Annotated in this window: 20 protein-coding genes; 7 read left to right on the top strand and 13 right to left on the bottom strand. The window is 62.2% G+C overall.

Features of this window, described 5'->3' with window-relative positions; translation table 11 throughout:
• The first annotated feature begins 43 nt into the window (after positions 1-43).
• Positions 44-469, top strand: coding sequence for a DUF4307 domain-containing protein (locus FEZ60_RS25900; RefSeq protein ID WP_033234528.1), 426 nt, complete (start codon positions 44-46; stop codon positions 467-469).
• A gap of 267 nt (positions 470-736) precedes the next feature.
• Positions 737-1,231: a transcription elongation factor GreA gene (greA, locus tag FEZ60_RS25895; RefSeq protein ID WP_033234619.1), complete on the top strand. Its 495-nt coding sequence runs from the start codon at positions 737-739 to the stop codon at positions 1,229-1,231.
• A gap of 63 nt (positions 1,232-1,294) precedes the next feature.
• On the opposite strand, the gene FEZ60_RS25890 is transcribed toward greA, so the two are convergent.
• Positions 1,295-2,362, bottom strand: coding sequence for a C40 family peptidase (locus FEZ60_RS25890; RefSeq protein WP_141486281.1), 1,068 nt, complete (start codon positions 2,360-2,362; stop codon positions 1,295-1,297).
• Between the two features lie 144 nt (positions 2,363-2,506).
• Between FEZ60_RS25890 and FEZ60_RS25885 the strand changes: the two genes are divergently transcribed.
• Both FEZ60_RS25885 and FEZ60_RS25880 read left to right on the top strand, forming a co-directional pair.
• Entirely contained in the window at positions 2,507-2,806 is a 300-nt protein-coding gene (locus FEZ60_RS25885; protein ID WP_239654783.1) for a hypothetical protein, read from the top strand.
• Positions 2,803-3,600: an FAD:protein FMN transferase gene (locus FEZ60_RS25880; RefSeq protein ID WP_172937401.1), complete on the top strand. Its 798-nt coding sequence runs from the start codon at positions 2,803-2,805 to the stop codon at positions 3,598-3,600. Before FEZ60_RS25885 ends, FEZ60_RS25880 begins: the two co-directional genes overlap by 4 nt.
• 53 nt (positions 3,601-3,653) lie before the next feature.
• Here FEZ60_RS25880 and FEZ60_RS25875 read toward each other — a convergent pair whose 3' ends face one another.
• From FEZ60_RS25875 to FEZ60_RS25865, 3 genes are read right to left on the bottom strand one after another with little or no spacing between them, the layout of a single operon-like run.
• On the bottom strand, positions 3,654-4,826 hold the full coding sequence (locus FEZ60_RS25875; protein ID WP_172937400.1) for a cystathionine gamma-synthase: 1,173 nt from the start codon (positions 4,824-4,826) through the stop codon (positions 3,654-3,656).
• 44 nt (positions 4,827-4,870) lie between these two features.
• Complete coding sequence (locus tag FEZ60_RS25870; RefSeq protein WP_143547547.1) at positions 4,871-5,425, bottom strand: hypothetical protein; 555 nt, start codon at positions 5,423-5,425, stop codon at positions 4,871-4,873.
• 40 nt (positions 5,426-5,465) lie between these two features.
• Complete coding sequence (locus FEZ60_RS25865) at positions 5,466-6,851, bottom strand: cystathionine beta-synthase (protein WP_033234532.1); 1,386 nt, start codon at positions 6,849-6,851, stop codon at positions 5,466-5,468.
• Between the two features lie 80 nt (positions 6,852-6,931).
• Between FEZ60_RS25865 and FEZ60_RS25860 the strand changes: the two genes are divergently transcribed.
• The gene (locus FEZ60_RS25860) at positions 6,932-7,891 is read left to right on the top strand and encodes an SGNH/GDSL hydrolase family protein (protein WP_346343416.1); all 960 of its coding nucleotides are present in this window, start codon (positions 6,932-6,934) and stop codon (positions 7,889-7,891) included.
• 123 nt (positions 7,892-8,014) lie between these two features.
• Entirely contained in the window at positions 8,015-9,232 is a 1,218-nt protein-coding gene (locus FEZ60_RS25855; RefSeq protein ID WP_033234533.1) for an acetyl-CoA C-acetyltransferase, read from the top strand.
• Between the two features lie 51 nt (positions 9,233-9,283).
• Here FEZ60_RS25855 and FEZ60_RS25850 read toward each other — a convergent pair whose 3' ends face one another.
• Together FEZ60_RS25850 and FEZ60_RS25845 are read right to left on the bottom strand one after the other, a co-directional pair.
• Positions 9,284-10,027 (bottom strand): enoyl-CoA hydratase/isomerase family protein, encoded by a 744-nt coding sequence (locus tag FEZ60_RS25850; protein WP_242484833.1) that lies wholly within the window; start codon positions 10,025-10,027, stop codon positions 9,284-9,286.
• Positions 10,028-10,116: 89 nt separating this feature from the next.
• A complete protein-coding gene (locus tag FEZ60_RS25845) occupies positions 10,117-10,959 on the bottom strand; it encodes an SDR family oxidoreductase (RefSeq protein ID WP_172937399.1) in 843 nt (280 codons plus the stop codon).
• Between the two features lie 115 nt (positions 10,960-11,074).
• On the opposite strand from FEZ60_RS25845, the gene FEZ60_RS25840 reads away from it, so the two are divergent.
• Positions 11,075-11,302, top strand: coding sequence for a PLD nuclease N-terminal domain-containing protein (locus FEZ60_RS25840; RefSeq protein ID WP_172937398.1), 228 nt, complete (start codon positions 11,075-11,077; stop codon positions 11,300-11,302).
• A gap of 51 nt (positions 11,303-11,353) precedes the next feature.
• Here FEZ60_RS25840 and FEZ60_RS25835 read toward each other — a convergent pair whose 3' ends face one another.
• The 7 genes from FEZ60_RS25835 to FEZ60_RS25805 form a co-directional block, all read right to left on the bottom strand.
• On the bottom strand, positions 11,354-12,211 hold the full coding sequence (locus FEZ60_RS25835) for a Bax inhibitor-1/YccA family protein (RefSeq protein WP_172937472.1): 858 nt from the start codon (positions 12,209-12,211) through the stop codon (positions 11,354-11,356).
• Between the two features lie 175 nt (positions 12,212-12,386).
• Positions 12,387-13,520, bottom strand: coding sequence for a methyltransferase (locus FEZ60_RS25830; RefSeq protein ID WP_172937397.1), 1,134 nt, complete (start codon positions 13,518-13,520; stop codon positions 12,387-12,389).
• A 57-nt stretch (positions 13,521-13,577) separates the two neighbouring features.
• Positions 13,578-14,264 (bottom strand): nitroreductase, encoded by a 687-nt coding sequence (locus tag FEZ60_RS25825; RefSeq protein ID WP_095888491.1) that lies wholly within the window; start codon positions 14,262-14,264, stop codon positions 13,578-13,580.
• A gap of 52 nt (positions 14,265-14,316) precedes the next feature.
• Positions 14,317-15,222: a TIGR03619 family F420-dependent LLM class oxidoreductase gene (locus FEZ60_RS25820; protein ID WP_172937396.1), complete on the bottom strand. Its 906-nt coding sequence runs from the start codon at positions 15,220-15,222 to the stop codon at positions 14,317-14,319.
• A 3-nt stretch (positions 15,223-15,225) separates the two neighbouring features.
• Positions 15,226-16,017, bottom strand: a complete 792-nt coding sequence (locus FEZ60_RS25815; RefSeq protein WP_045069865.1) for an SDR family oxidoreductase — start codon at positions 16,015-16,017, stop codon at positions 15,226-15,228.
• 128 nt (positions 16,018-16,145) lie between these two features.
• Positions 16,146-18,509 (bottom strand): EAL domain-containing protein, encoded by a 2,364-nt coding sequence (locus FEZ60_RS25810; RefSeq protein WP_172937395.1) that lies wholly within the window; start codon positions 18,507-18,509, stop codon positions 16,146-16,148.
• On the bottom strand, positions 18,502-20,808 hold the full coding sequence (locus FEZ60_RS25805; RefSeq protein ID WP_242484832.1) for an EAL domain-containing protein: 2,307 nt from the start codon (positions 20,806-20,808) through the stop codon (positions 18,502-18,504). The genes FEZ60_RS25810 and FEZ60_RS25805 overlap by 8 nt, the downstream gene beginning before the upstream one ends.
• Positions 20,809-21,090: the final 282 nt, after the last annotated feature.

Here is a 21,090-nt window from a genome sequence, read left to right as displayed (position 1 = left end):
GCGGTTGCGTAGAACACGAACTCGAGTCTTCGAGAGCAGAGTGATGAGTAATACGCTTCCCCAAGATCGGTACCCGAGCGCGACTCGCACGGGCGGTTCCAAGAAGTGGATCGTGTGGGCTCTGACCGCCCTCGTCATCGTTGTGGGCACCGGTATCGCCTACGTCGGATACACCAAATTTTCGGTGAAAGAGATCACGACCGAGACGATCTCGTACGACATCGCCGACGACTCGACCATGAAGATCCGGTTCACCGTCACGCGTGACGATCCGAGCCAGGAAGCTGTGTGCATCGTTCGCGCCCGCTCCAAGGGCGGATCCGAAACCGGTCGACGCGAGGTTTACGTTCCGGCTACGACGTACCAGACCTTGGAGTTCAACACCGAGATCAAAACGTCCCTCCCACCAGGCATGGCCGACGTCTTCGGATGCAGCCTCGACGTCCCGGAGTATCTGACCAAAAACTGACTGCGCCTACTACCCGCCCTGCCCGACGTTTGAGTTCCGACAGGGCGGGTAGTCCTGCGTGATAGAATTGCTTGGTACACGGTTCCGGGTGGAACCGTGTATTGCTGCATTGACGGCCAGGTTGGCGTCGAACGCAGCGCTGACGGCAAGATCACGCCTAGCCCAGGCGCGTTCGAGCCGTTGTTTATTGCTGTTGCAGTGAGTTCAGTGCTGTCGCAGTGATCTGTCGAGGGAGCCCCCGGCTCCGACTACTAGGGAGTGATCGAGATGACCGAGACCCAGGTGACCTGGCTTACGCAGGAATCACATGACAGGCTCAAGAAGGAACTCGACCAGCTCATCGCGTACCGCCCCATCATCGCCGCCGAGATCAACGAGCGTCGCGAAGAGGGCGATCTGAAGGAGAACGGCGGCTACCACGCTGCACGCGAAGATCAGGGGCAGCAGGAAGCTCGTATCCGCCAGCTTCAGGATCTGCTCAACAGCGCAAAGGTCGGCGAAGCACCCACTCAGTCCGGTGTTGCACTCCCGGGTTCGGTAGTGAAGGTGTACTACGACGGCGACGAGAGCGACACCGAGACCTTCCTGATCGCAACCCGCGAAGAGGGCGCGCGTGACGCCAAGCTCGAGGTGTACTCCCCCAACTCTCCGCTGGGTAGCGCACTTCTCGAGGCCAAGGAAGGCGAGACTCGCGAGTACAACCTGCCTAACGGCGGCACCATGAAGGTCACCCTCGTTAGCGCGGAGCCGTACCACAGCTGATCGGTTACACACGAAACAAACGTCGCCCGGACATATACTCGTCCGGGCGACGTTTTTTCTTGCCTAGATCACTCGTCGCGCCTTCATACCGGCGAAGATCGGACCGACTTTCACTACGTCACCGAAGGTCGGCGCGTGCAGCATCTGCCCGTTTCCGACGTAGATCGCGACGTGTCCGGGGCCGCCTGCCTGCCAGTTTCCGAACAGCAGATCACCTGGTTGCGCTTGATCGAGGGGAATCTCGACGCCAACACCCCATTGGGTTTCCGACGTGCGTGGCAAAGTGATCCCGGTTGCGGCGTGGATGGCGTACGACGTCAGTCCCGAGCAGTCGAACCCGCCCATCGACGGACCGTTGATGTTTCCTCCGCCCCACACGTACGGCAGTCCGAGGAATTTCAGTCCGGCTTGGACTACACCGCCTACCGCGGCCGCAAGATTGTTGTAATTGAACGGCGCAAGCATCAGGGCAAAGGAATCCTGCAAGGACGTGACCTGCGCGACGAAGGGTGCCGCAGTCTGATCCTGCGGAACGCCGTGCGCTGCCCGCACTGCCTCGGGCCCGACGTCGTAGGCTGCCAGCGCCAGTTCGACGGTATCGCCCTGGACCTCCCCTGATTGCTGCCACGACTGGGCCTGCTTCACCAGTTCACACAGTCGGTAGCCGGACGTCATCACGGGGTCTGCGACACCGAAGATGTCCATCTTGCCGTCGCCGTCGCCGTCCTTGCCGTACGCCGTCCACGCTGCTGTGGTGAATCGGCCAGGTCCGCGCCCACCCTCGTCTGACACTTCTGCGCCGGGGCCGTATTGAAAGCCACTGCGCGTCGAATACAGAGATGCCACCACCGCCGGCGTGATCTCCGGGCAGATTGCGCCCGCTTTCTTGACCCACGGAGCAAATACCGCGACCGCGCCAACCGGCGCCAGAGCAGCACCGGGAAAATTGGACGGCACCGAGGGCACAAGCCCTTCCGGATTCTCTTGTGCTCGCACCGGCCCGCCCCAGGCCGCGAGTGAGATTTCCGCGGCGGGAGCTGCATTCGCCTCTGCGGGCGTCCCCAGTGTTGCTCCTATCACCCCCAGTGCAGTACCGATCGACACAGTGATCGCCAGGACACTCACTGCCATCAAAAACCTCCGGTAACTGATCGATCCACGAGCCGGCCGAACCTGTCGGTGGCACCGCCTAGGGTTTCGAACATGCATTCGATATCCCCGGTGGCACACCAACCTGTAACCAATGTCTCATTTATCACGTCAGACGTTACCCAAATGACCACATACCCCAAGGCTTTTCTCAGGTTCGGCGGGCAGGCTGTGGACATGAGCGACGATCGGACACGGCCCACTCGGGCTCGCACCTCGGCATACCGACCCGTTCACCTCGCGCTTGCTGCGACGGCTGTTGCGGGCGCCATCGCAAGTGGTGGCTTATCCCTCGTTTCCAACCCCACCGACAGTTCCACCACGACGGCCATCTCCACCGACACCACCTCGAAGCATGCGGCCGCATCACGACTGGTCGTAGCCAGCGGGTTCGGAGTTCCGGACGCCGTCTCGAACGGTTCGTGAACGCACCACGCGCCGCAACCGAATGGCTCACCTGGGGCGTCCAGGCCCGCGTAGTCGTCACCGATCCCGGTGCCCTCGCCTCCGCCGCCAGTCTCGTGCGGGGTTATCTGAGCGCTGCCGACGCGGCCACCAATCGCGATCGCGCAGACTCCGAGATCCACACATTCGGATCCGGCCCGGCTCTCGAGGTCGACGGCGCCCCCATAACGCCGATGTTTGCGCATTTCCTCACGGACGCACTCGCGATCGCGCGCCTCACCGACGGCAAACTCACCCCAACGGCAGGCTCGCGAGATCCACACTCCTGGTGGAAGATCCGCGTCGAGAGCAACCGGGTGTTCAGCCCGGCCGACGTTGTCCTCGATCTATCCGCCACCGCGCGCGCCAGTTCGGCTGACCATTGCGCCGCAACCACAGCCCAACTTCTCGGCTGCGGGGTTCTCGTTGCCTTGGGCGGAGACATAGCCGTGGCCGGACCGTCGCCGGAAGGCGGCTGGCAGATTCAGGTTCAAGATCTCCCGGGTGACCCCACGTGTCAGGTTGCCGTTCCTTCGGGGTGCGGCATCGCGACGGCCAGCACCGTCAAGCCGCTTGCCCGGGAATCGACGGCAACATCGATGTGGCGCACGGTATCGGTGATAGCCGAATCCTGTGCGGAGGCAGCAGCACTGAGCCGGGTAGCCGTAGGAATGAGCGGCTCCGCCATCGATTGGCTGCACAAGCTGGATCGCCCGGCCCGCCTGGTCGACCAGGAGTTCCGGGTCACCACCCTGGCGGGGTGGCCGGACGACTGACACTGTGCGCCTTTGTCAACCGCCCGCGGTTGACAAAGGCGCACAGCACAGAGTTACGCCAGCGCCTGCTCGATATCACCGACCAGGTCGGAGGCATCTTCGATACCAACCGACAGACGGACCAGGTCGTCGGGAACTTCGAGCGCCGAACCGGCCGTCGACGCGTGGGTCATGGCGCCCGGGAACTCGATGAGCGATTCGACGCCGCCGAGAGATTCTGCGAGCGTGAAGATTTCGGTGCGTGAGCACAAGTCGAGAGCAGCAGCCTTGCCACCCTTGAGCCGCACGGAGATCATGCCGCCGAATCGCCGCATCTGCTTGGCCGCAACCTTGTGCGACGGATGCGAGGCGAGACCCGGGTAGATGACGCTCGCGACGGCGGGGTGCCCGTCGAGCAGTTCGACAACCTTTTCGGCGTTGTCGCTGTGACGCTCCATCCGCAATGCCAGTGTCTTGATTCCGCGCAGCGTGAGGAAGGCGTCGAACGGACCGGGGACGCCGCCGGAACCGTTCTGCAGGAACCCGAAAGCGTGGTCGAGCTCTTCGTCGTCGCAGACCAGTGCGCCACCGACCACATCGGAGTGTCCACCGATGTACTTGGTAGTGGAGTGCAGAGCGATGTCGGCGCCCAACTGCAGGGGCTGCTGCAAGTAGGGCGATGCAAAGGTGTTGTCCACCACGATCTTTGCATTGCCCTCGTGCGCAACCTCGGCCAGGAGTTCGATGTCACCGATGTTGAGCAATGGGTTCGTGGGTGTTTCCACCCACACCAGCTTGGTGTTGGGTCGCATCGCTGCGCGTACCGCGTCGACGTCCGAGACCGGAGCCGGGGTGTACTCTATGCCCCACTGTGTGAACACCTTGTCGATGAGTCGGAAGGTTCCGCCGTAAGCGTCGTCGGGGATGACGAGGTGGTCACCCGGGCGCAGAACGGATCGGAGGAGGCAGTCAGTGGCAGCCATGCCCGAGCTGAAAGCCCGACCGTAGCTACCTGATTCGAGTGCCGCCAGGTTCGCTTCGAGCGGTCGACGAGTGGGATTGCCCGTGCGCGCGTACTCGAATCCACTGCGCATCCCACCCACACCGTCTTGCGCGAAGGTCGAACTCGCGTAGATCGGAACGTTGACGGCACCGGTCAGCGGATCGGGCTCGTAGCCCGCGTGTACCGCTTTCGTGGAGAAACCCTGCCAGCTGATGTTGTCGGCCTTGCTGCGTTGCTCGCTCATGCCCACCAGACTAGTAGCCACCTCGCCGATGCAGGGCGGCTGTGTCAGTTCTCGACCAACTCCACGACTCTGATTGCCGCATCCAACGCGGCGGTCTCGGTGAGGTCGGGGCTGTACATCACCATGGTCATGTGTTCGGGTGAGAGAACAGTGATCGTCAGACCACCTTTGGCAACCGCACCCAAACTTCTCAGTCGCGGGTCCTGCAGGTCGTATCCACTTTTTGCCATCGTGTCGCGCGTACTCTGCGAGTTGGTCATCGTAAAGGACGTGATGGCGATGGACCTGCCGCCGTCCATCCAGATGCACCCGTTCGGCATGTCGTTGGGGGCGCCGTACGGTTCGACGATGTCACGGACTGCCGGCATGAGGGTCGAGCATTTCACCGAGCCTGAGAAGGCCGGAGCGAGCGATGCCGTCGGCCTAACCGTCGTCGGCGCCGTTTTGGTGGTAGTCGACTTCCCAGACGGGGCGCTAGTCGACACCGCTACCTTTGCCCCCGATGCTGCTTGCGGAGTGCCGGCAACCGTCGAACTACACGCCGTTGTCACCAGCACTGCCGCAAGAACACCGATATATCCGACGAGTTTGTCCCCCATGGGCGCTGACCCTACCTTCCGGGGGACAAACTCGGATGTCTCAGGATCCGGCGCTGAGGAATCCCAAAAGGTCGTGGCGGGTGATGACACCGACGGGCTTACCGTCGTCGACGACCATGAGGGCGTCAGTATCGCCGAGTGCCTTGGTCGCGGCCGAGACCGGCTCGCCCGATCCGATGAGCGGGAACGGCGCACTCATGTGCTTTTCGACCGAATCGGCAAGTTGCGCACGGCCTTCGAATACTGCGCTGAGCAGATCACGTTCGGTGACACTGCCGGCCACCTCACCTGCCATGACGGGCGGTTCGGCACCAACCACCGGCATCTGTGACACACCGTATTCACGCAGGATCTCGATGGCGTCACGCAAGGTTTCCGATGGGTGCGTGTGCACGAGATCGGGCAGTTCTCCCGACTTTCCGCGCAGCACGTCGCCCACGGTGGGGACGTTTGCCTTGCCGTCGAGCGGAGTCCGCAGGAAGCCGTACGACGCCATCCACTGATCGTTGAAGATCTTGGACAGGTAGCCGCGGCCACCGTCGGGAAGGAGTACGACAACAAGTGCGTCGGGGCCTTCGCGCTTGGCGACCTCGAGTGCCGCGACGACAGCCATGCCGCACGATCCACCGACCAGCAGGCCTTCTTCACGGGCCAGACGACGCGTCATCTCGAAGGAGTCCGCATCCGACACGGCGATGATCTCGTCCGGAATGGACGGATCGTAAGCCGTGGGCCAGAAATCTTCGCCGACACCTTCGACCAGGTACGGACGACCCGTGCCGCCGGAGTAGACGGAACCTTCGGGGTCGACGCCGACAACCTTGACCTTGCCGCCCGACACCTCCTTGAGGTAGCGGCCGGTGCCGGTGATGGTTCCACCGGTGCCGACGCCGGCGACGAAGTGCGTGATCTTGCCGTCGGTGTCTGCCCAGATCTCGGGGCCGGTGGTCTCGTAGTGGCTTGCCGGTCCGCCCGGGTTGGAGTACTGGTTGGGCTTCCAGGCACCCGGGATCTCACGGGTGAGCCGATCGGAGACGCTGTAGTAACTGTTGGGGTGCTCGGGTGCGACGGCTGTGGGGCAGACGACTACCTCGGCTCCGTAAGCACGCAGAACGTTTCGCTTGTCTTCGCTGACCTTGTCGGGGCAGACGAACACGCACTTGTATCCGCGTTTCTGAGCGACGAGCGCCAAACCGATTCCGGTGTTGCCTGACGTCGGTTCGACGATGGTGCCGCCCGGCTTCAATTCTCCGGAGGCCTCCGCCGCGTCGATCATCTTGACGGCGATACGGTCCTTGGAGCTACCGCCCGGGTTGAGGTATTCGACCTTGGCTGCCACAGTGCCGTAGTTCTCGCCCGTGACGGACGTGAGTTTGACGAGTGGGGTGTTGCCGATGAGGTCTACGACGTGTTCCGCGATGCGCATCGCTCCATGTTCCCAGATCCGGCGAATCGCTGCGCGTAGACGTCGGGCGAAGGTGCGGCGATCCGGCTAGATTGACCACTGTGAGTCGGACCGGAGTGAAAGCGTCGGTGGCCACAGTGGTGGCCGGGTCGAGCGCCGGCACGGCGACGTGGTTGGCGTACCAGTACCTGATGTCGCAGGCCGGTGCCGCACGCGGCTTGATCGGACGCAATGTCTCCAAACCACCCGAAGCGGACGGTGTGTATTTGCCGGGCATCGACGCACCGGAGCGGTGGTGGCGCGGCGTTCCGTTCGACCTCCATCTGATGATTTTCGGCGATTCGTCAGCCGCTGGTGTTGGCGCCGTGACCGCGGACGAGGTACCGGGGGTGCGGGTCGCGAAACTCCTCTCGGAGGAGACCGGGAAGCGAATCCGCCTGAGCACCAAGGCTATCGGCGGCGCCACGTCGCGCGGTTTGAGTGGCCAGGTCGACGCCATGTTCATTGCCGGGGCGGCGCCGGACGCGGCGGTGATCCTGATCGGCGCAAACGACGTGACTGCCAAGAACGCTATTCGAGCATCGGCCAGGCGTCTCGGTGACGCAGTACGGCGCTTGCGTGAGAGCGGCGCCGTCGTCGTGGTCGGCACGTGTCCCGATCTGGGGGTGGTCACCGCGATCCCACAACCGCTGCGAACCGTCGTACGCGAGTGGGGACATCGTTTGGCGGCAGCGCAGGCGTCGGCGACGAGAGCTGCGGGTGGGCATCCTGTTCCGCTGGCCGATCTGCTCGCAAAAGAATTCCTCGCTTCCCCGGACACCATGTTCTCGGCTGATCGGTTCCACCCGTCGGCGGCCGGCTACGAGCTCGCGGCCCGCCAGATCGTGCCGGTGCTCGCTGCGGCGTTAGGCGAATGGACTGGCGGGCCACTCCCCGATCTCCCCCAGGTCTCGGACGCCGCACAGGCACAGACGATGGCTGCCCGCGTATCCACTGCTCTGCACCGCGTTGGGTGGATCGGCCACCCGAAACCCGCAGTACAGGAGCTTGGCGACGACTGAGTGAGACTCCGTGCCCCTGTTTTCGGGTCGGCAACGTAAATTGGCAGTCGAAGCTGCATTCATCTTGCCCTGCTCGTCGCGCAGTCGTCTGCGCCGACCACGCAGTACACAAAAGGAGTTTTCATGCCCGAGGCAGTAATCGTCTCAGCAGTACGGTCGCCCATCGGCCGCGCAATGAAGGGTTCGCTCAAGGACATCCGCCCCGATGACCTCGCCACCCAGATGGTTGCAGCCGCGCTGGCGAAGATCCCCGAGCTCGATCCCACCGAGATCGACGACCTCATCATGGGTTGCGGTCAGCCTGCCGGACAGTCGGGCTTCAACATCGCCCGCGTCGTCGCAGTTCAGCTGGGCTACGACTTCCTCCCCGGCGTGACGGTCAACCGTTACTGCTCCTCGTCGCTGCAGACCACCCGTATGGCACTGCACGCCATCCGCGCAGGCGAGGGCGACGTCTTCATCTCCGCCGGCGTCGAGTCCGTCTCCAGCTTCGTCACGGGCAACGCAGACGGCCTGCCGAACACCAAGAACCCGCTCTTCGACGCAGCGCAGGCGCGTAGCGCCAAGCTCGCCGAAGGTGGAGTCGCCTGGACCGATCCTCGCGAAGAGGGACTGCTCCCCGACGTCTACCTGGGCATGGGCCAGACGGCAGAGAACGTTGCCTCCGCTACCGGCATCAGCCGCGAAGATCAGGACCGCTTCGCTGTTCGCAGCCAGAACCGCGCAGAGGAAGCCATCAACCGTGGCTTCTTCGAGCGTGAGATCACCCCGGTCACCCTCGCCGACGGCACCGTCGTCTCCAAGGATGACGGCCCGCGCGCCGGCACCACCTACGAAGGCATCAGCGGCCTCAAGCCCGTCTTCCGTCCCGACGGCACCGTCACCGCAGGCAACGCCTGCCCGCTCAACGACGGCGCTGCCGCTCTGGTGATCATGTCCGACACCAAGGCCAAGGCTCTGGGCCTGACGCCCCTCGCCCGCATCGTCTCCACCGGCGTCTCGGGTCTGTCCCCCGAGATCATGGGCCTCGGCCCGATCCAGGCCGTCAAGAACGCCCTGAAGTTCGCGGGCAAGTCGATTTCCGACATCGACCTGTTCGAGATCAACGAGGCTTTTGCGGTCCAGGTCATCGGATCTGCTCGTGAGCTCGGCATCGACGAGGACAAGCTCAACATCTCCGGCGGTGCATTGGCACTCGGCCACCCCTTCGGTATGACCGGTGCACGTATCACCAACACCCTGATCAACAACCTGCGCGAGCAGGACAAGACCTTCGGCGTCGAGACCATGTGTGTCGGCGGCGGACAGGGCATGGCAATGGTGATCGAGCGCCTCAGCTGATCTCCTGAGCACGTCGAAAACGGCCGCCCGGCTTCTGCCGGGCGGCCGTTTTCAGGTAGTCGTGAATTTCTGAGCAAAACTTCCCAACTCGCGGATCAGCTCGCGCGCGGCATCGTCTTCGCGTTGGACCGCCGCTCGGGCTTCCTCCGACCATCCTTGGCGCAGTAGCTTTTTCGCGGCCAGGACTGCGGGTCCGACATTGCCCGCGATCTGCGACGCAGCCTCCATCGCTCGGGGATGCAGCTGATCAGCCGGAACTGCCGCGACCGCAATGCCGATCTCGGCTGCTTCTTTTCCGTTCAGCCACCTGGCCGTCAACAGAAGTTCGGACGCGCGTTGCGCGCCGATCACCTTGGGCAGCATCCAACTACTTGCCGCTTCTGGCGCTGTTCCGAGAGATGTGAACGGGGCACGCAACCGAGCATCGTCGGCAACGTAGACGACGTCGCAGAAGAGCAGCATCGTCAGACCGATGCCGACAGCGGCGCCATGCACGGCAGCGACGAGCGGCTTCGGGAACTCCACCAGCGCCACGATCAAAGGAGCAAATGCGTGTCCGAAATCAGCGGTGTCCGCCCCAGGTGCGGAGAGCGCGCGCAGGTCCACTCCGCTCGAAAATGCCTTGCCCGCACCCTCGATCACCACCACCGCGACTCTTGAATCTGCGGCCGCGTCGTCGAGCGCTTTGGTCAGAGCCCGGAAGCCTGCGGCATCAAAAGCGTTGAGTCGCTCCGGCTTGTTGAGCGTCACGGTCCGCACAGATCCGTTGTCCGAGACGAGTACAGGTGTCGACATGGATATACGCACGCCCTTCATCGATAGGAACCAAGCAACTGCTAGGTATCCCAAGCACCGTAACCCGGTCGCACCGACAAAAGAATGTGTCAGGAGTCGTAGGACAGAGATTCCGACAGGTCGCGGTTCGCATCGATCTGGCCCGAAATGACGACGAGATTCTGCTCGACTCCGTTTATTGCGTCAGCGCCGGCGACGAATCGCAGCGGCAATGTCTCCGAGTCGGAAAGAGTAACGAGAGCTCGGGCGAGCTTCTTGGGGTCGCCTCCCTGCTGTCCGTTCATGATCTTCCACGCCTCGATCGTCTGTGCGGTACGTTCCGCGTAGTCCTCGATCTCGAGCTCGGGCCAGATCGTGGACGAGCCTTCGACCAACAGTTCCGTCCGGAAGAACCCGGGCTCCACAGCCATCGTGCTGATGCCGTACGGCTCGAGATCGAAGTGCAGAGACTCCATCCACCCTTCCAGAGCGAACTTCGATGCGGCGTAGGCGGCGCAGAACTCCTGACCGATCAGCCCGGCAGTGGACGTGATGGTGATGACCTGACCTCTGCGCTGGCGCCGCATGACGGGGAGGACAGCACGAGTCACGTTGAGCGGGCCGAAAAAATTGGTTTCCATCTGCGCCCGGAACTGTTCAGGACTGATGTTCTCGAAGTAACCGGCGTAGAAGTTTCCGGCGTTGTTGACCAACACGTCGATTCGACCGAATCGTTCGACTGCAGTCGCAGCTGCCGCCTGCGCCGCTTCGGTTGAGGTGATATCGAGAGCAACGGCGAGTAGCTCCTCATGTGCACCGATAGCCTTCTCGACCCGGTCCGCGTTTCGTCCCGTCGCGACGACCGAATGTCCGGCGGCGAGCGCGGCTTGGGCGATGTCGACACCCATTCCTCGACCAGCGCCGGTAATGAACCACACCTTCTTTTCAGACATGACACACAGTCAAACTCGGTTTGTCCGAAGGAGGGAGACCCTGTCTATACGGTTAATGCCAGTGCCTCCCTGGACTCGTCTACGGGGGACGGGAGCGGGAATGGAGGAGTTTGACGTGAATGAAGAGACTCACAATCCGACGGTGCCGATCGGTTTCGACATCGCTTGGTCTGTGTTCATGCTGTTGTGGATCGTTCTCACGGTGACTGCGGTGGTGTCCATCGTGAGGTCCGATGCCGATCCGGTCGCAAAAATCGGATGGTCTGCCCTCGCCGTCATCCTGCCGATCGTCGGGCCTGCGGCGTGGTTCTTCGCGAGCAGGCGTCGACAGAACGCACTATGACAAAAGAAATGGCCCCCGCATCGCGGAGGCCATTCTTGTTACTGCGAGTTGTCAGTCGCGACTGAAGTAGCTCAGCAGGCGCAGGATCTCGACGTACAGCCAGACCAAGGTGACTGTGAGGCCGAGGGCGACGCCCCACGCTGCCTTCTCCGGAGCCTGAGCGCGGATCAGCTGATCAGCGGCATCGAAGTCGAGCAGGAAGCTGAAGGCTGCGAGACCGATGCAGACCAGGCTGAAGATAATGGCGATTGGTCCACCGTCACGCAGGCCGAGTCCGCCGTCGATAAAGAAGCTGGCGACGAGGTTACCCAGAGCCAGAACCACGACGCCGATCAAGGCACCGATGATCATGCGGGTCAGTCGCGGCGTCACACGAATGGCGCCGGTCTTGTAGACCACAAGCATGCCGAAGAACACGCCGAACGTGCCGAGAACTGCCTGTGAGATCAGCACCGAGGCCGACACACCGCCAGCCGCTTCGATCGGGGCAGTGAACATGAATGACAGAGCCCCCAGGAAGAGGCCCTCGAACGCGGCATAAGCCAGCACGATGGCCGGGTTGTCCATCTTGCGACCGAAAGTCGCAACGAGAACCAGGACAAGTCCGACCAGACCGCCGACGATCACAAACGGCGATGCGAGACTCGGGTCGTTGTTCACGAGGAAGTACGAGACCAGCGCGGTCAACGCAAGCACACCGAGCGTCATGCCCGTCTTGGTGACAACATCGTCGATTGTCATAGCCCGCGAGGTGGGGCCGGTCTGGTACGGCTCGGCCGGAGCGTACTGCGGCTGGCCGAACTGCTGGGTGACCTGCGAGGCGCCCGCCGTCGCAGATCCGAACGAGGCGTATCCGTTGCCCTCTTGCTTGGGCAGATTGCGGAACACCGGGTTGCTGGTGGTGCGCACCGTGATCATCCCTTCATCGTGGTGACCTGCGACGGGTGCGTCGCGGGTTCGCCGAACGGATCCGAGTTTCCGACCGGTCCGTGTACTTACTAAAAGTAAAGCACTCGTAATTTACAACGTCGGAGCGTTCGCCGTAGTTCCCGGCAGGTTTCCGGTGGGTCAACAGTTCCCGATACTAGGACGCTTTGATCGATCGCATGACGATGAACTTCGCGTTCTTCGCCATCGCTTGACTCTCACCGACTGCTGCTTTCAACGGTTCCCGGTATCCCAGGTGGGCGTTGTGCACGGTCCATAGCTGCCCGCCCGGACGCAGTACCCGACCTGCTGCCTCGAACAGCTTGAGTGCACCACCGGTATGAACGGCGGCACCGACGTGGAACGGCGGGTTCAGGAGGACCAGGTCGACACTGGCGTCGGGCAGAGTGCTCATGGCGTCGTCCCGCAGGCCGCGAACTCGATCTCCGACGCCGTTGGCCGACGCCGTAGCCATCGCCGACGCCACGGCCGCCGACGACTGGTCCGTCGCAACTACCTGAGCGTCGGAGAACTTCAGCGCGATAGCCGTCGCCAGAATGCCACTGCCGCAGCCCAGGTCGACGACGTCCCGGGGCGTGATGTCGATCTTGCCCAGATTCTCGAGCAACAACCGGGTTCCGATGTCGAGGCTCGCACCGGCAAACACCGCTCCGTGTGCAACCACGTCGAGACCGAATTCGTCGAGCCACTCGGTCATCGGGAACGTGACCGCGACATCGGGCTTCGGCTCAGCGGCCCGCAGAACACGGGACTTCTGCCGGCCGCGCGACGCACTGACCGATGAAAAGGACTCTGCGAGAACCTTGTTCATGGCCGGGGTGATGTGCTTGTCGCGCCCGCCTGCAAAGACGCGTACCTCCGGATCGGCGTGGAGCGCGATCAGCTGGCTGATCTCCCCCAGCTCGGCGAGGCTGCGCGGCAACTGCATGAGGACAACGCGAGCGCCGCGCAGCAGGGCTTCGCCCAGTCCGTGCGACGTATAGCGCTCGGTGAATCCGAGTTCGCGGGCATTGTTCGCCAACGCCAGTTCGCCGGTGAGCGGGTCCTGGTAGACACGCACCTCGGACCGGCCGTGCTCGAGAACCGCTCCGGCCGTCAACGCTCCGTAGTGATCGCCGACAACAACTACCGATCCCGACGGCGCCGCCGCAAGTGCGTCAGCTGCCTCGTCAAGGATCAGCCGATCAGCCGCATCGACAGCAAATAGATTGGGTGCCTCGATGTCGGGAAAGCGGCGGAGTCGATCGAACATTTCGGGGGTGTCGGACATGCGGACCAGTCTCTCAGGTCCGCCTGCCCAACACTCAATCCCGCTCCGAGCAGGTGATCAGTTCGACATCCACTGCACGACGTTGTCGACGTCCTCGCGAGCAGTGCGGAACCCGTTCACGGGGTGTTCCGTGTCCGCGTATCCGAAGGAGATCGCGCACACGACGTTGCGGGTGTCGTCGATGCCGAAGTGCTCGTGGATGAACTTGGAGCAACCGGCAAGTGCCGCCTGCGGGATAGTCGCGACGCCAAGGCTTTGAGCAGCGAGGAGAAAGCTGTTGACGTAAAGCCCACAGTCGACGGCCCCGTAGGTCCCCAAAGCCTCGTCCGTGGTGATGATGGCGACGTGCGGAGCGCCGAAGAGCTCGAAGTTCTTCATGGTCTGAGCTCCGGACCCGGCGCGGTCACCGTGTTCGATTCCGACGCTCGAGTACAGTGCCATCGCGCAATCGAACCGGCGCGACTTGTAGACACCTTGATACTCGCGCGGGAACTCGAAATCGGATTCCTGCGGATTGGCCATGACATAAGCGCCTAGACCGGCCCGGAACTTTTCGGTGCCCTCGCCTTCGGTGATTGCCACCTGCCACGGTTGGGTGTTGCACCACGACGGTGTCTTCTGCGCGAGCCGCAGGATCTCGTTGATGACATCACGAGGAACCTGACGATCCTCATAGGCCCGGCAACTGATTCGGGAGTCGAGGAGCGATTCGAGGCTCGACAGGGTGGCGGTGTTCTCGGTCATGTATGCGTCTCCTCGGTCTTGACCAGCGTGTCTTTCTAGCGTTCGTTAGACCCTAACCGGTTGCGGTTTTGAAGGCCGACGCCAGTTCCCCGAAGACAGCCATTGCCTCGTCCGGGTTCGGATCGAGAGCTCCGAGAGCCACCAATACATCGGTCGCGCCGGCGTCGACAAGTTCTTCGGCCCCGAGCATCGTTGCACGTAGATCGATCGATCCGTCCGTCGCCCTGGCAATCGTCAAACGTCCGCGAATGTCCAGGGTCGACGCATCCCGTCCGAGATCCGCCATCGCCTTACGGATGACGGCCCCACCCTCTCGCAGGTCGTCATTGGTGGCACCCATGATCGGAATCCACCCGTCGCCCCAGGTTGCGACACGTCGCACGACGGCCTTCGACAACGAACCTGACACCCAGATCGGGATTCCAGTGGCTGGCCGAGGCGCGCAGTACACGTCGTCGAACTTCAGGCGGGGTGTGTCGATGCTCGCCGGTGCCGAAGTCCACAGTGCCCGGCAGATCGCCAATGCGTCGTCGAGAAGCGGGCCGCGCTTGCCGAAATCGATTCCCACAGCATCGTATTCACGTTCCTGCCAACCGGTTCCGACTCCGAGATCCAAGCGGCCCCGCGAGAGAAGGTCGATGGTCGCCGCAGTCTTGGCCAGCACGGCTCCCCCGCGCAACGCCGCGATCACGATGCCAGTGCCCAGTCGAATCGTTGTGGTCTGTCCGGCAACAAAAGCCAGCACGCTCAAGGGTTCGAGCCAATTCGCGTCCGGCTCGGTGGGAAACGCCGACCATGTGTATGCGGAGTTGTCCGAACCCATCACGACGTGATCGGTGACCAGGACTCGATCGAACCCGGCTGACTCCGCGCTTTGACAGACCTGAACCAGTTTCCCGTAGGAATCCGCTGCCAACGTAGTGCCGAAGTTCGGAACGTTGAGACTCAAAGTTGTCATGGGTCAAGCCTTTCGGGGGCGGTTGGTCCAACCACCCTCTTCGGTGGGGAACCAACCGCCCGCGGCGTGGGAGCCACCGTCGACATGGATGACGGTGCCGGTGATGTACCGCGCCAGGTCTGATGCAAGAAACAGTGCCGGCCCGGCGATATCCACTGGTTGCCCCGGACCACCCAACGGTGCCCACTGCGGCCACTTGGCCCAGTCGTCGGCGGCCACGATCGACCGGTACGGCACCTGCACGGACTCGATGAGATCGGGCGCAATTGCGTTGACGCGCACGCCTGTTCTACCGATCTCGACGCCGAGGCTTCTGGTGAACTGCGTCAGCGCGGCCTTGTACGCCGAGTACACGGTGTGTCCCGGGATTGCCCGATGCGCTTCCACCGTGGTCAGATTCAGGATCGATCCGCCTGCGCCGCGTTCGATCATGCCGGGAAGCAGCGCATGTGTCAGGCGCAGAACCTGGTCGAAGTTGATATTGCCCATGTCCGACCAGAACGCCGGCGTCGTGGCTGAAAAGGTTTGCGGCGGTGCCAGAAAGTGGCCGACGTTGTTCACCAGAATGTCCGGTGCGAAGTCGATCAGCTCCTGCGGAATTTCGGCCTTGCGGACGTCGTAGGACAAACTTGCAACCGAACCACCTGCTGTGGAATCGAATTCGATGTCCGCGACAGGCTCGGTGTCGACGTCGACAACAAGCACCTGGGCGCCATGACTCGCATAGGCCCGTGCGATTGCGGCGCCGATGGCGTGCGCGCCACCCGTCACCACCGCCTTCTTGCCCACCAACATCGGCCCCGGGACAAACGCCGAATCGCTCACCACACATCACTCCGTCACTGTTCTCGCTCGGCAACTCGAGATGAGGCCGCTCCGCAATGCACCATCACACAAAGAGAAACCAAACGCGGCGCGCGTTCTCACTCAGCGGCAGAAGGCAATCTGTAATTCCGGCGAGACTCGATGAACGCGTCGACGTCCGCCGCCGGCATCGGGCGACCTTCCAGATAGCCCTGAACGACGCGGCAGCCACACTCGGTCACCACGGCTCTCTGACGATCGGTTTCGACGCCCTCGGCAACCGTTTCCAAGCCCATCGACTCGGCAATGTCGACAATGGCGCGAAATACCGCGGTTCTCGACTCCGTCGGATCCGCGTCCAGTTGACTCACGAAAGCTCGGTCGATCTTCAATCTGTCCACCGGCAGCAAGGACAGGCTCGCGACCGAGGAGTACCCGGTGCCGAAATCGTCCATGGCAATGGCAACACCTAACTCCGCGATCCGTAGCAGGACTTCTCGATCCGAGTCGTCGATGACCAGCGACTCCGTCACCTCGATCTCCAGTCGCTCCGCAGCCAAGCCTGTTTCGCGGAGAACGTCGCGAACGGAGTCGACGTACCCCACGGAACGCAACTGCACCTGAGAAACATTCACTGCAATACGCACGTGATCGGGCCACGTCGTCGCCAGTGCGGATGCGGTGCGCAAGACCTCTGCCCCGATAGGAACGATAAGCCCTGTTTCCTCCGCGACCGAGATGAAGTCAGCCGGTGAAACCACACCCGAGACGGGGTGGTTCCACCTCAGTAACGCCTCGAATCCCACGACCGCTCCAGTAGCTGCCGACACCTGCGGTTGGTAGGCAAGTTCGAACTCGCCGTTCTGCACCGCCATTCGAAGATCCAGGAGTGCCCTGGCCCTACCGGTAGCGCGCTCACGCAGAGTCGAGTCGAACCGTCGAATCTGATTCCGACCACTCACCTTCGCGTGATAAAGCGCGAGGTCCGCGACAACGACCAAATCGTCGAGGTTTGCCGCATCATTCGGAAGTGAACCGTATCCAAGACTTCCCCGAACCCGAATCGAGTTGCCGGCGAGGTCGAATGGAACATCGATCGCATCGACGATCGACTGGAACCGCTCCTTGACTTCCTGCTCGTCGTCGATCCCGCTGAAAGCCACGGCAAATTCGTCCCCACCGAGTCGAGCACAGATTTCCGTCAGGCGCAGCACGGCGTTCAGCCGCGCCGCCACATCGACCAGCACGTTATCGCCGACGCGGTGCCCCCAGCGGTCGTTGATCGACTTGAAATTGTCGAGGTCGAGCATGGCCAGCCAGACATCGTCTCCGTCGGCGATCATCTTCGACAACCGCGCCGTGAACGTGTACCGATTCTGAAGTCCGGTGAGCGAATCCACCTCGGCAAGTTCGCGAATGTACTCCCGCTGCTGATGAACGCGCGTGATGTCGGAGCCGACGCCGCGCCAACCGCCGTCGGAAAGGCTGTCACTCCTACGATGCCCGGACATCGACCACCGTCGAGGTCGACCGCCGATCCACACGTCCAATTCGATGTCACGGAATGCGTCACCGTTGTCGAGGCGCTCGACAAGTGTGTCGAGCGCAATGCGTCCGGTCGCTGTTCTGTCGGCCCCGACGCCCTTCAGAATCTCGCTCATAGCCCGTCCACTGATCTCGGCGGCCGGCAATCCCAGACTCTCCGCAAAACGATGGGACACAGCCACCGCGATACCCTTGTCGTCGGTTTCCCACAGCCAGTCCTGCGCACCGTCTTCGAGATCGTTGAGTAGCAGTTCGACAAGATCGCGCTGATCCTCCGCGTTGAGTTCTGCGCGGAGGCGACGCTCGAAAACGTTTGCCAACACCAATGTTCCGCATTGGAGCGACACGAGATAGAGACCGAGCAATCCTAGTAGTACCCAACGCTCCGAACCTGGTTCAGTCCAGAATCCCCACGCCAGACCACCGCCGACAATCACGATCCACACAGTCGTCAAACCCCGGAACATCACTACCGGAATGATCCCAACTACCACGCCTCCCAACAAAATTGCCGTCAGCGTCAGCTCTTGGGCCGCTCCGAGAATTGGAAAGAGAACAAAAGCGGCCCAAGCCAGCAACGCCGCCCATGTGACTACCTGAATCGCCACGACGACAAGATCCGTGATCTCCCGCTCGGCCTCGCGTTTTTTGAGTCTCGTGAACCAGAACACGGCGAGCGAGATATTGGATCCAAGTACCAAAGCCATCCAAGTCCACCGGAACCAACCGGTTTCGACAGGCATAAAAGCGACGACCAAGCTCAGTGAGAATGCCGCGACGAGGAATGCCATGGGCGCGACGCGCGCAGAGTAGTGCAATCGGCGGATGAGAAGTCTTCGATCTTCGTAGTACGACGCGGGGTCGCCCGTCCACGACGGGTCGATGAGATGAAACACCGTGTGGAATGCCCGCTGCCTCAACCCTCGCTTCTCACTCATGGTGCACCGACAAGATCCGCATCAGATTCTCGAGCGTCATCGCCTCACCCGCGACACGACCCTGCACCGTCCGCACTTTCATGTCGGCCGCACCCGCGAGTTGCACCTCGCTGTCGACCCCCAGCATCACCGCCTCCAAACCCAACGACTCGACCAAAGTCACAACGGCGGCAAGAATCGGCCACTGCCCCGGAACGGTTCCCGAGAACGACCGATCGACGCGGACTCGAGTAAAAGGGAGATCCGACAGCGATGCAAGGGAAGAGAATCCGGTTCCGAACTCGTCGACGGTCAACGAAACACCAAGCCCAGCCACTCCACGCATCCCAGCCTTCGCTCGATCCGAGATCGCCGATGATTCGGTGAGCTGCAACTCGATTCGACGAGCAAGAACACCCCATCTGTCGAGCGCGTCCGCAACATGGTCGACAAGCCCATCCGATTCGAGTTCGCGCCCAGAGACGCTGATTGCCAACCGGATATCACCCGGCATTTTCGACGCAGCGCTGCATGCCTTCTCGAACAGCATCGAGCCGACGGTCGACGACAGTCCGGCGTCGTCGACAACAACCATGAATTCGGTTGCCGGCACCATTCCCAGCCTCGCGTTGTTCCACGTCGCTTTGACCTCGACCGCGACTATCGAGCGCGAAGCCACGTCGAGCTGCGGCAGAAAGCGGAGCTCGATATCGTCGGGCGATACGCCATTTCCGATGTCTTCCAACAGATGTGCGCGTCTGGTCGCGGTCAGTTGCATCGAATGCTGATACTGGAGGATTGTTCCTCGCCCCGATTCTTTGGCTGCGTAGAGCGCAAGGTCCGCGGCCACCAGTAGCGCATCAGCGGTTTGTCCCCGATCGGCCGGAACGTGGAACCCTATGCTGCATCCGATATCCAACCGGTTACCGGACACCAAAACCGGTTCTCGGAGAATATCGACGTAACTCAGCAGATCCGTGTGCACGCTGTCGTGATCGTCAACCGTTCGGAACAAGATTGCGAACTCGTCACCGCCGAGACGCGCACACAGGTGTGCTGCTCCGCCTACCTCCACCAGGCGTGCTCCCACCTCTTTCAACACTTCGTCGCCTATCGAATGTCCCAGCGTGTCGTTCACCGATTTGAAGTTGTCGAGGTCGAGCATCGCAAGCGCGATCCGAGGTTTCCCTTGCTCCGAGTTACGCACGCTGCGTTCGAGTTCCAACCAGAAATTGTGTCGATTGGGCATCCCGGTCAGCGCGTCGATCAGACCCATGCGAACGATTTCGTCGCTCTGAATCTTCACATCGGTGACGTCCGAGCCGACGCCTCGCCAGACAAAATCGTCAGGTGCCAGTCCGGGGGTAGGCCGACCGGACAGTTTCCACCACCGTATGGCGTCGCGTACCCGCACCGGAAGCATGACGTCGACAAACGCGTCCTTTGCGCTGCGAGCCTTCTCCAGTTCCAACAACGCGTCACGTCCACCAGGTAGCTCGTATGACCCCAGCTCGGCAAAGAGTTGCTGCCATGACACACCTCGCACCGCAGCCGGATCGATCCCGGCGTCGAACGCGAGCCTGCTGGGAATCCGCAAGAACCGACCTTTGCTATCGGTCTCCCACACAAAATCCGCGGCATTGCCTTCGAAATCGTCGAGCAGCATTTGCGCAACAGTCCGCTCTGCCGCGGCGCTGAGTTCCGCTTTGTAGCGCCCTTCGATATGCCCCGATACCACGATCGTGCCGGCGATCAGCGCGGTTCCGTATACCAGGAGACTGATCAGAAGCCGTCCGAACTCCGGGCCTGGTTGCTGCCAGAACGCGATGCCGAGAATCACCGTACTCGACAGAATCCAGATGACACCTAGAGAACGCAGCACCGCCGTAGTCAGCGCACCCGCACCGATAATCGCCGCCATCGTGCCCGTCATCACCAGGTCGCCGGCGTCGTCGAGGATCGGGTACAACACAATCGCGAGCGCTGAGTAAAGGACACCCGCGGCGGCAAACTCGAATGCCAGGAAAATATAGGCAAGGTGCTCGGACTGCACGATCGCCCCTCGTCTGACGGCAACCCCTACATACGCGCCGACAAGGCCGACTACTCCTGCAGCAATCGGCCAGGCCCTGAGCAAAAGGCCGCTGTCCTCGGGAATGACGTACATCGACAATCCGAGTACAACCAGAAGGTGTACGGCTGCTGCCCAGGGCAACATCGTGAAGCTGACGGTGATCTGCCGGTTCCTGAGGTCACGCCGCTGCGCCGCTGTCAGTGCGCGCTGCTCGGCGAGCAGTGCCGAACGTGGTTCGAAACCCATCGAGCCCCCTCGCCCGTCGGACTCTGTGCGGACCGACCTACATGCAGCCTTGCACCAATCGGGCAATTATGCCGTAACAAGAATTAACCCATCGATACGGACATCCAAGTGGCACTACGGTAGGAAACCACACGATTGCCCCAAAGTCAGCAAACCACGAGCGCCGTCATGGCAACATCATGTGAATCGACCGTGACGTCGGCCGGACACCGGCCGTGACATCGGCCGGACACCGGCCGTGACATCGGCCGGACACCGGCTAGGTTCCGCACCGGTCGAGGA

This window comes from Rhodococcus sp. MS16 (assembly GCF_013277795.1).
GTDB classification, from domain to species: domain Bacteria; phylum Actinomycetota; class Actinomycetes; order Mycobacteriales; family Mycobacteriaceae; genus Rhodococcus_F; species Rhodococcus_F globerula.
This window is presented reverse-complemented; position numbering and strand designations above follow the sequence as displayed.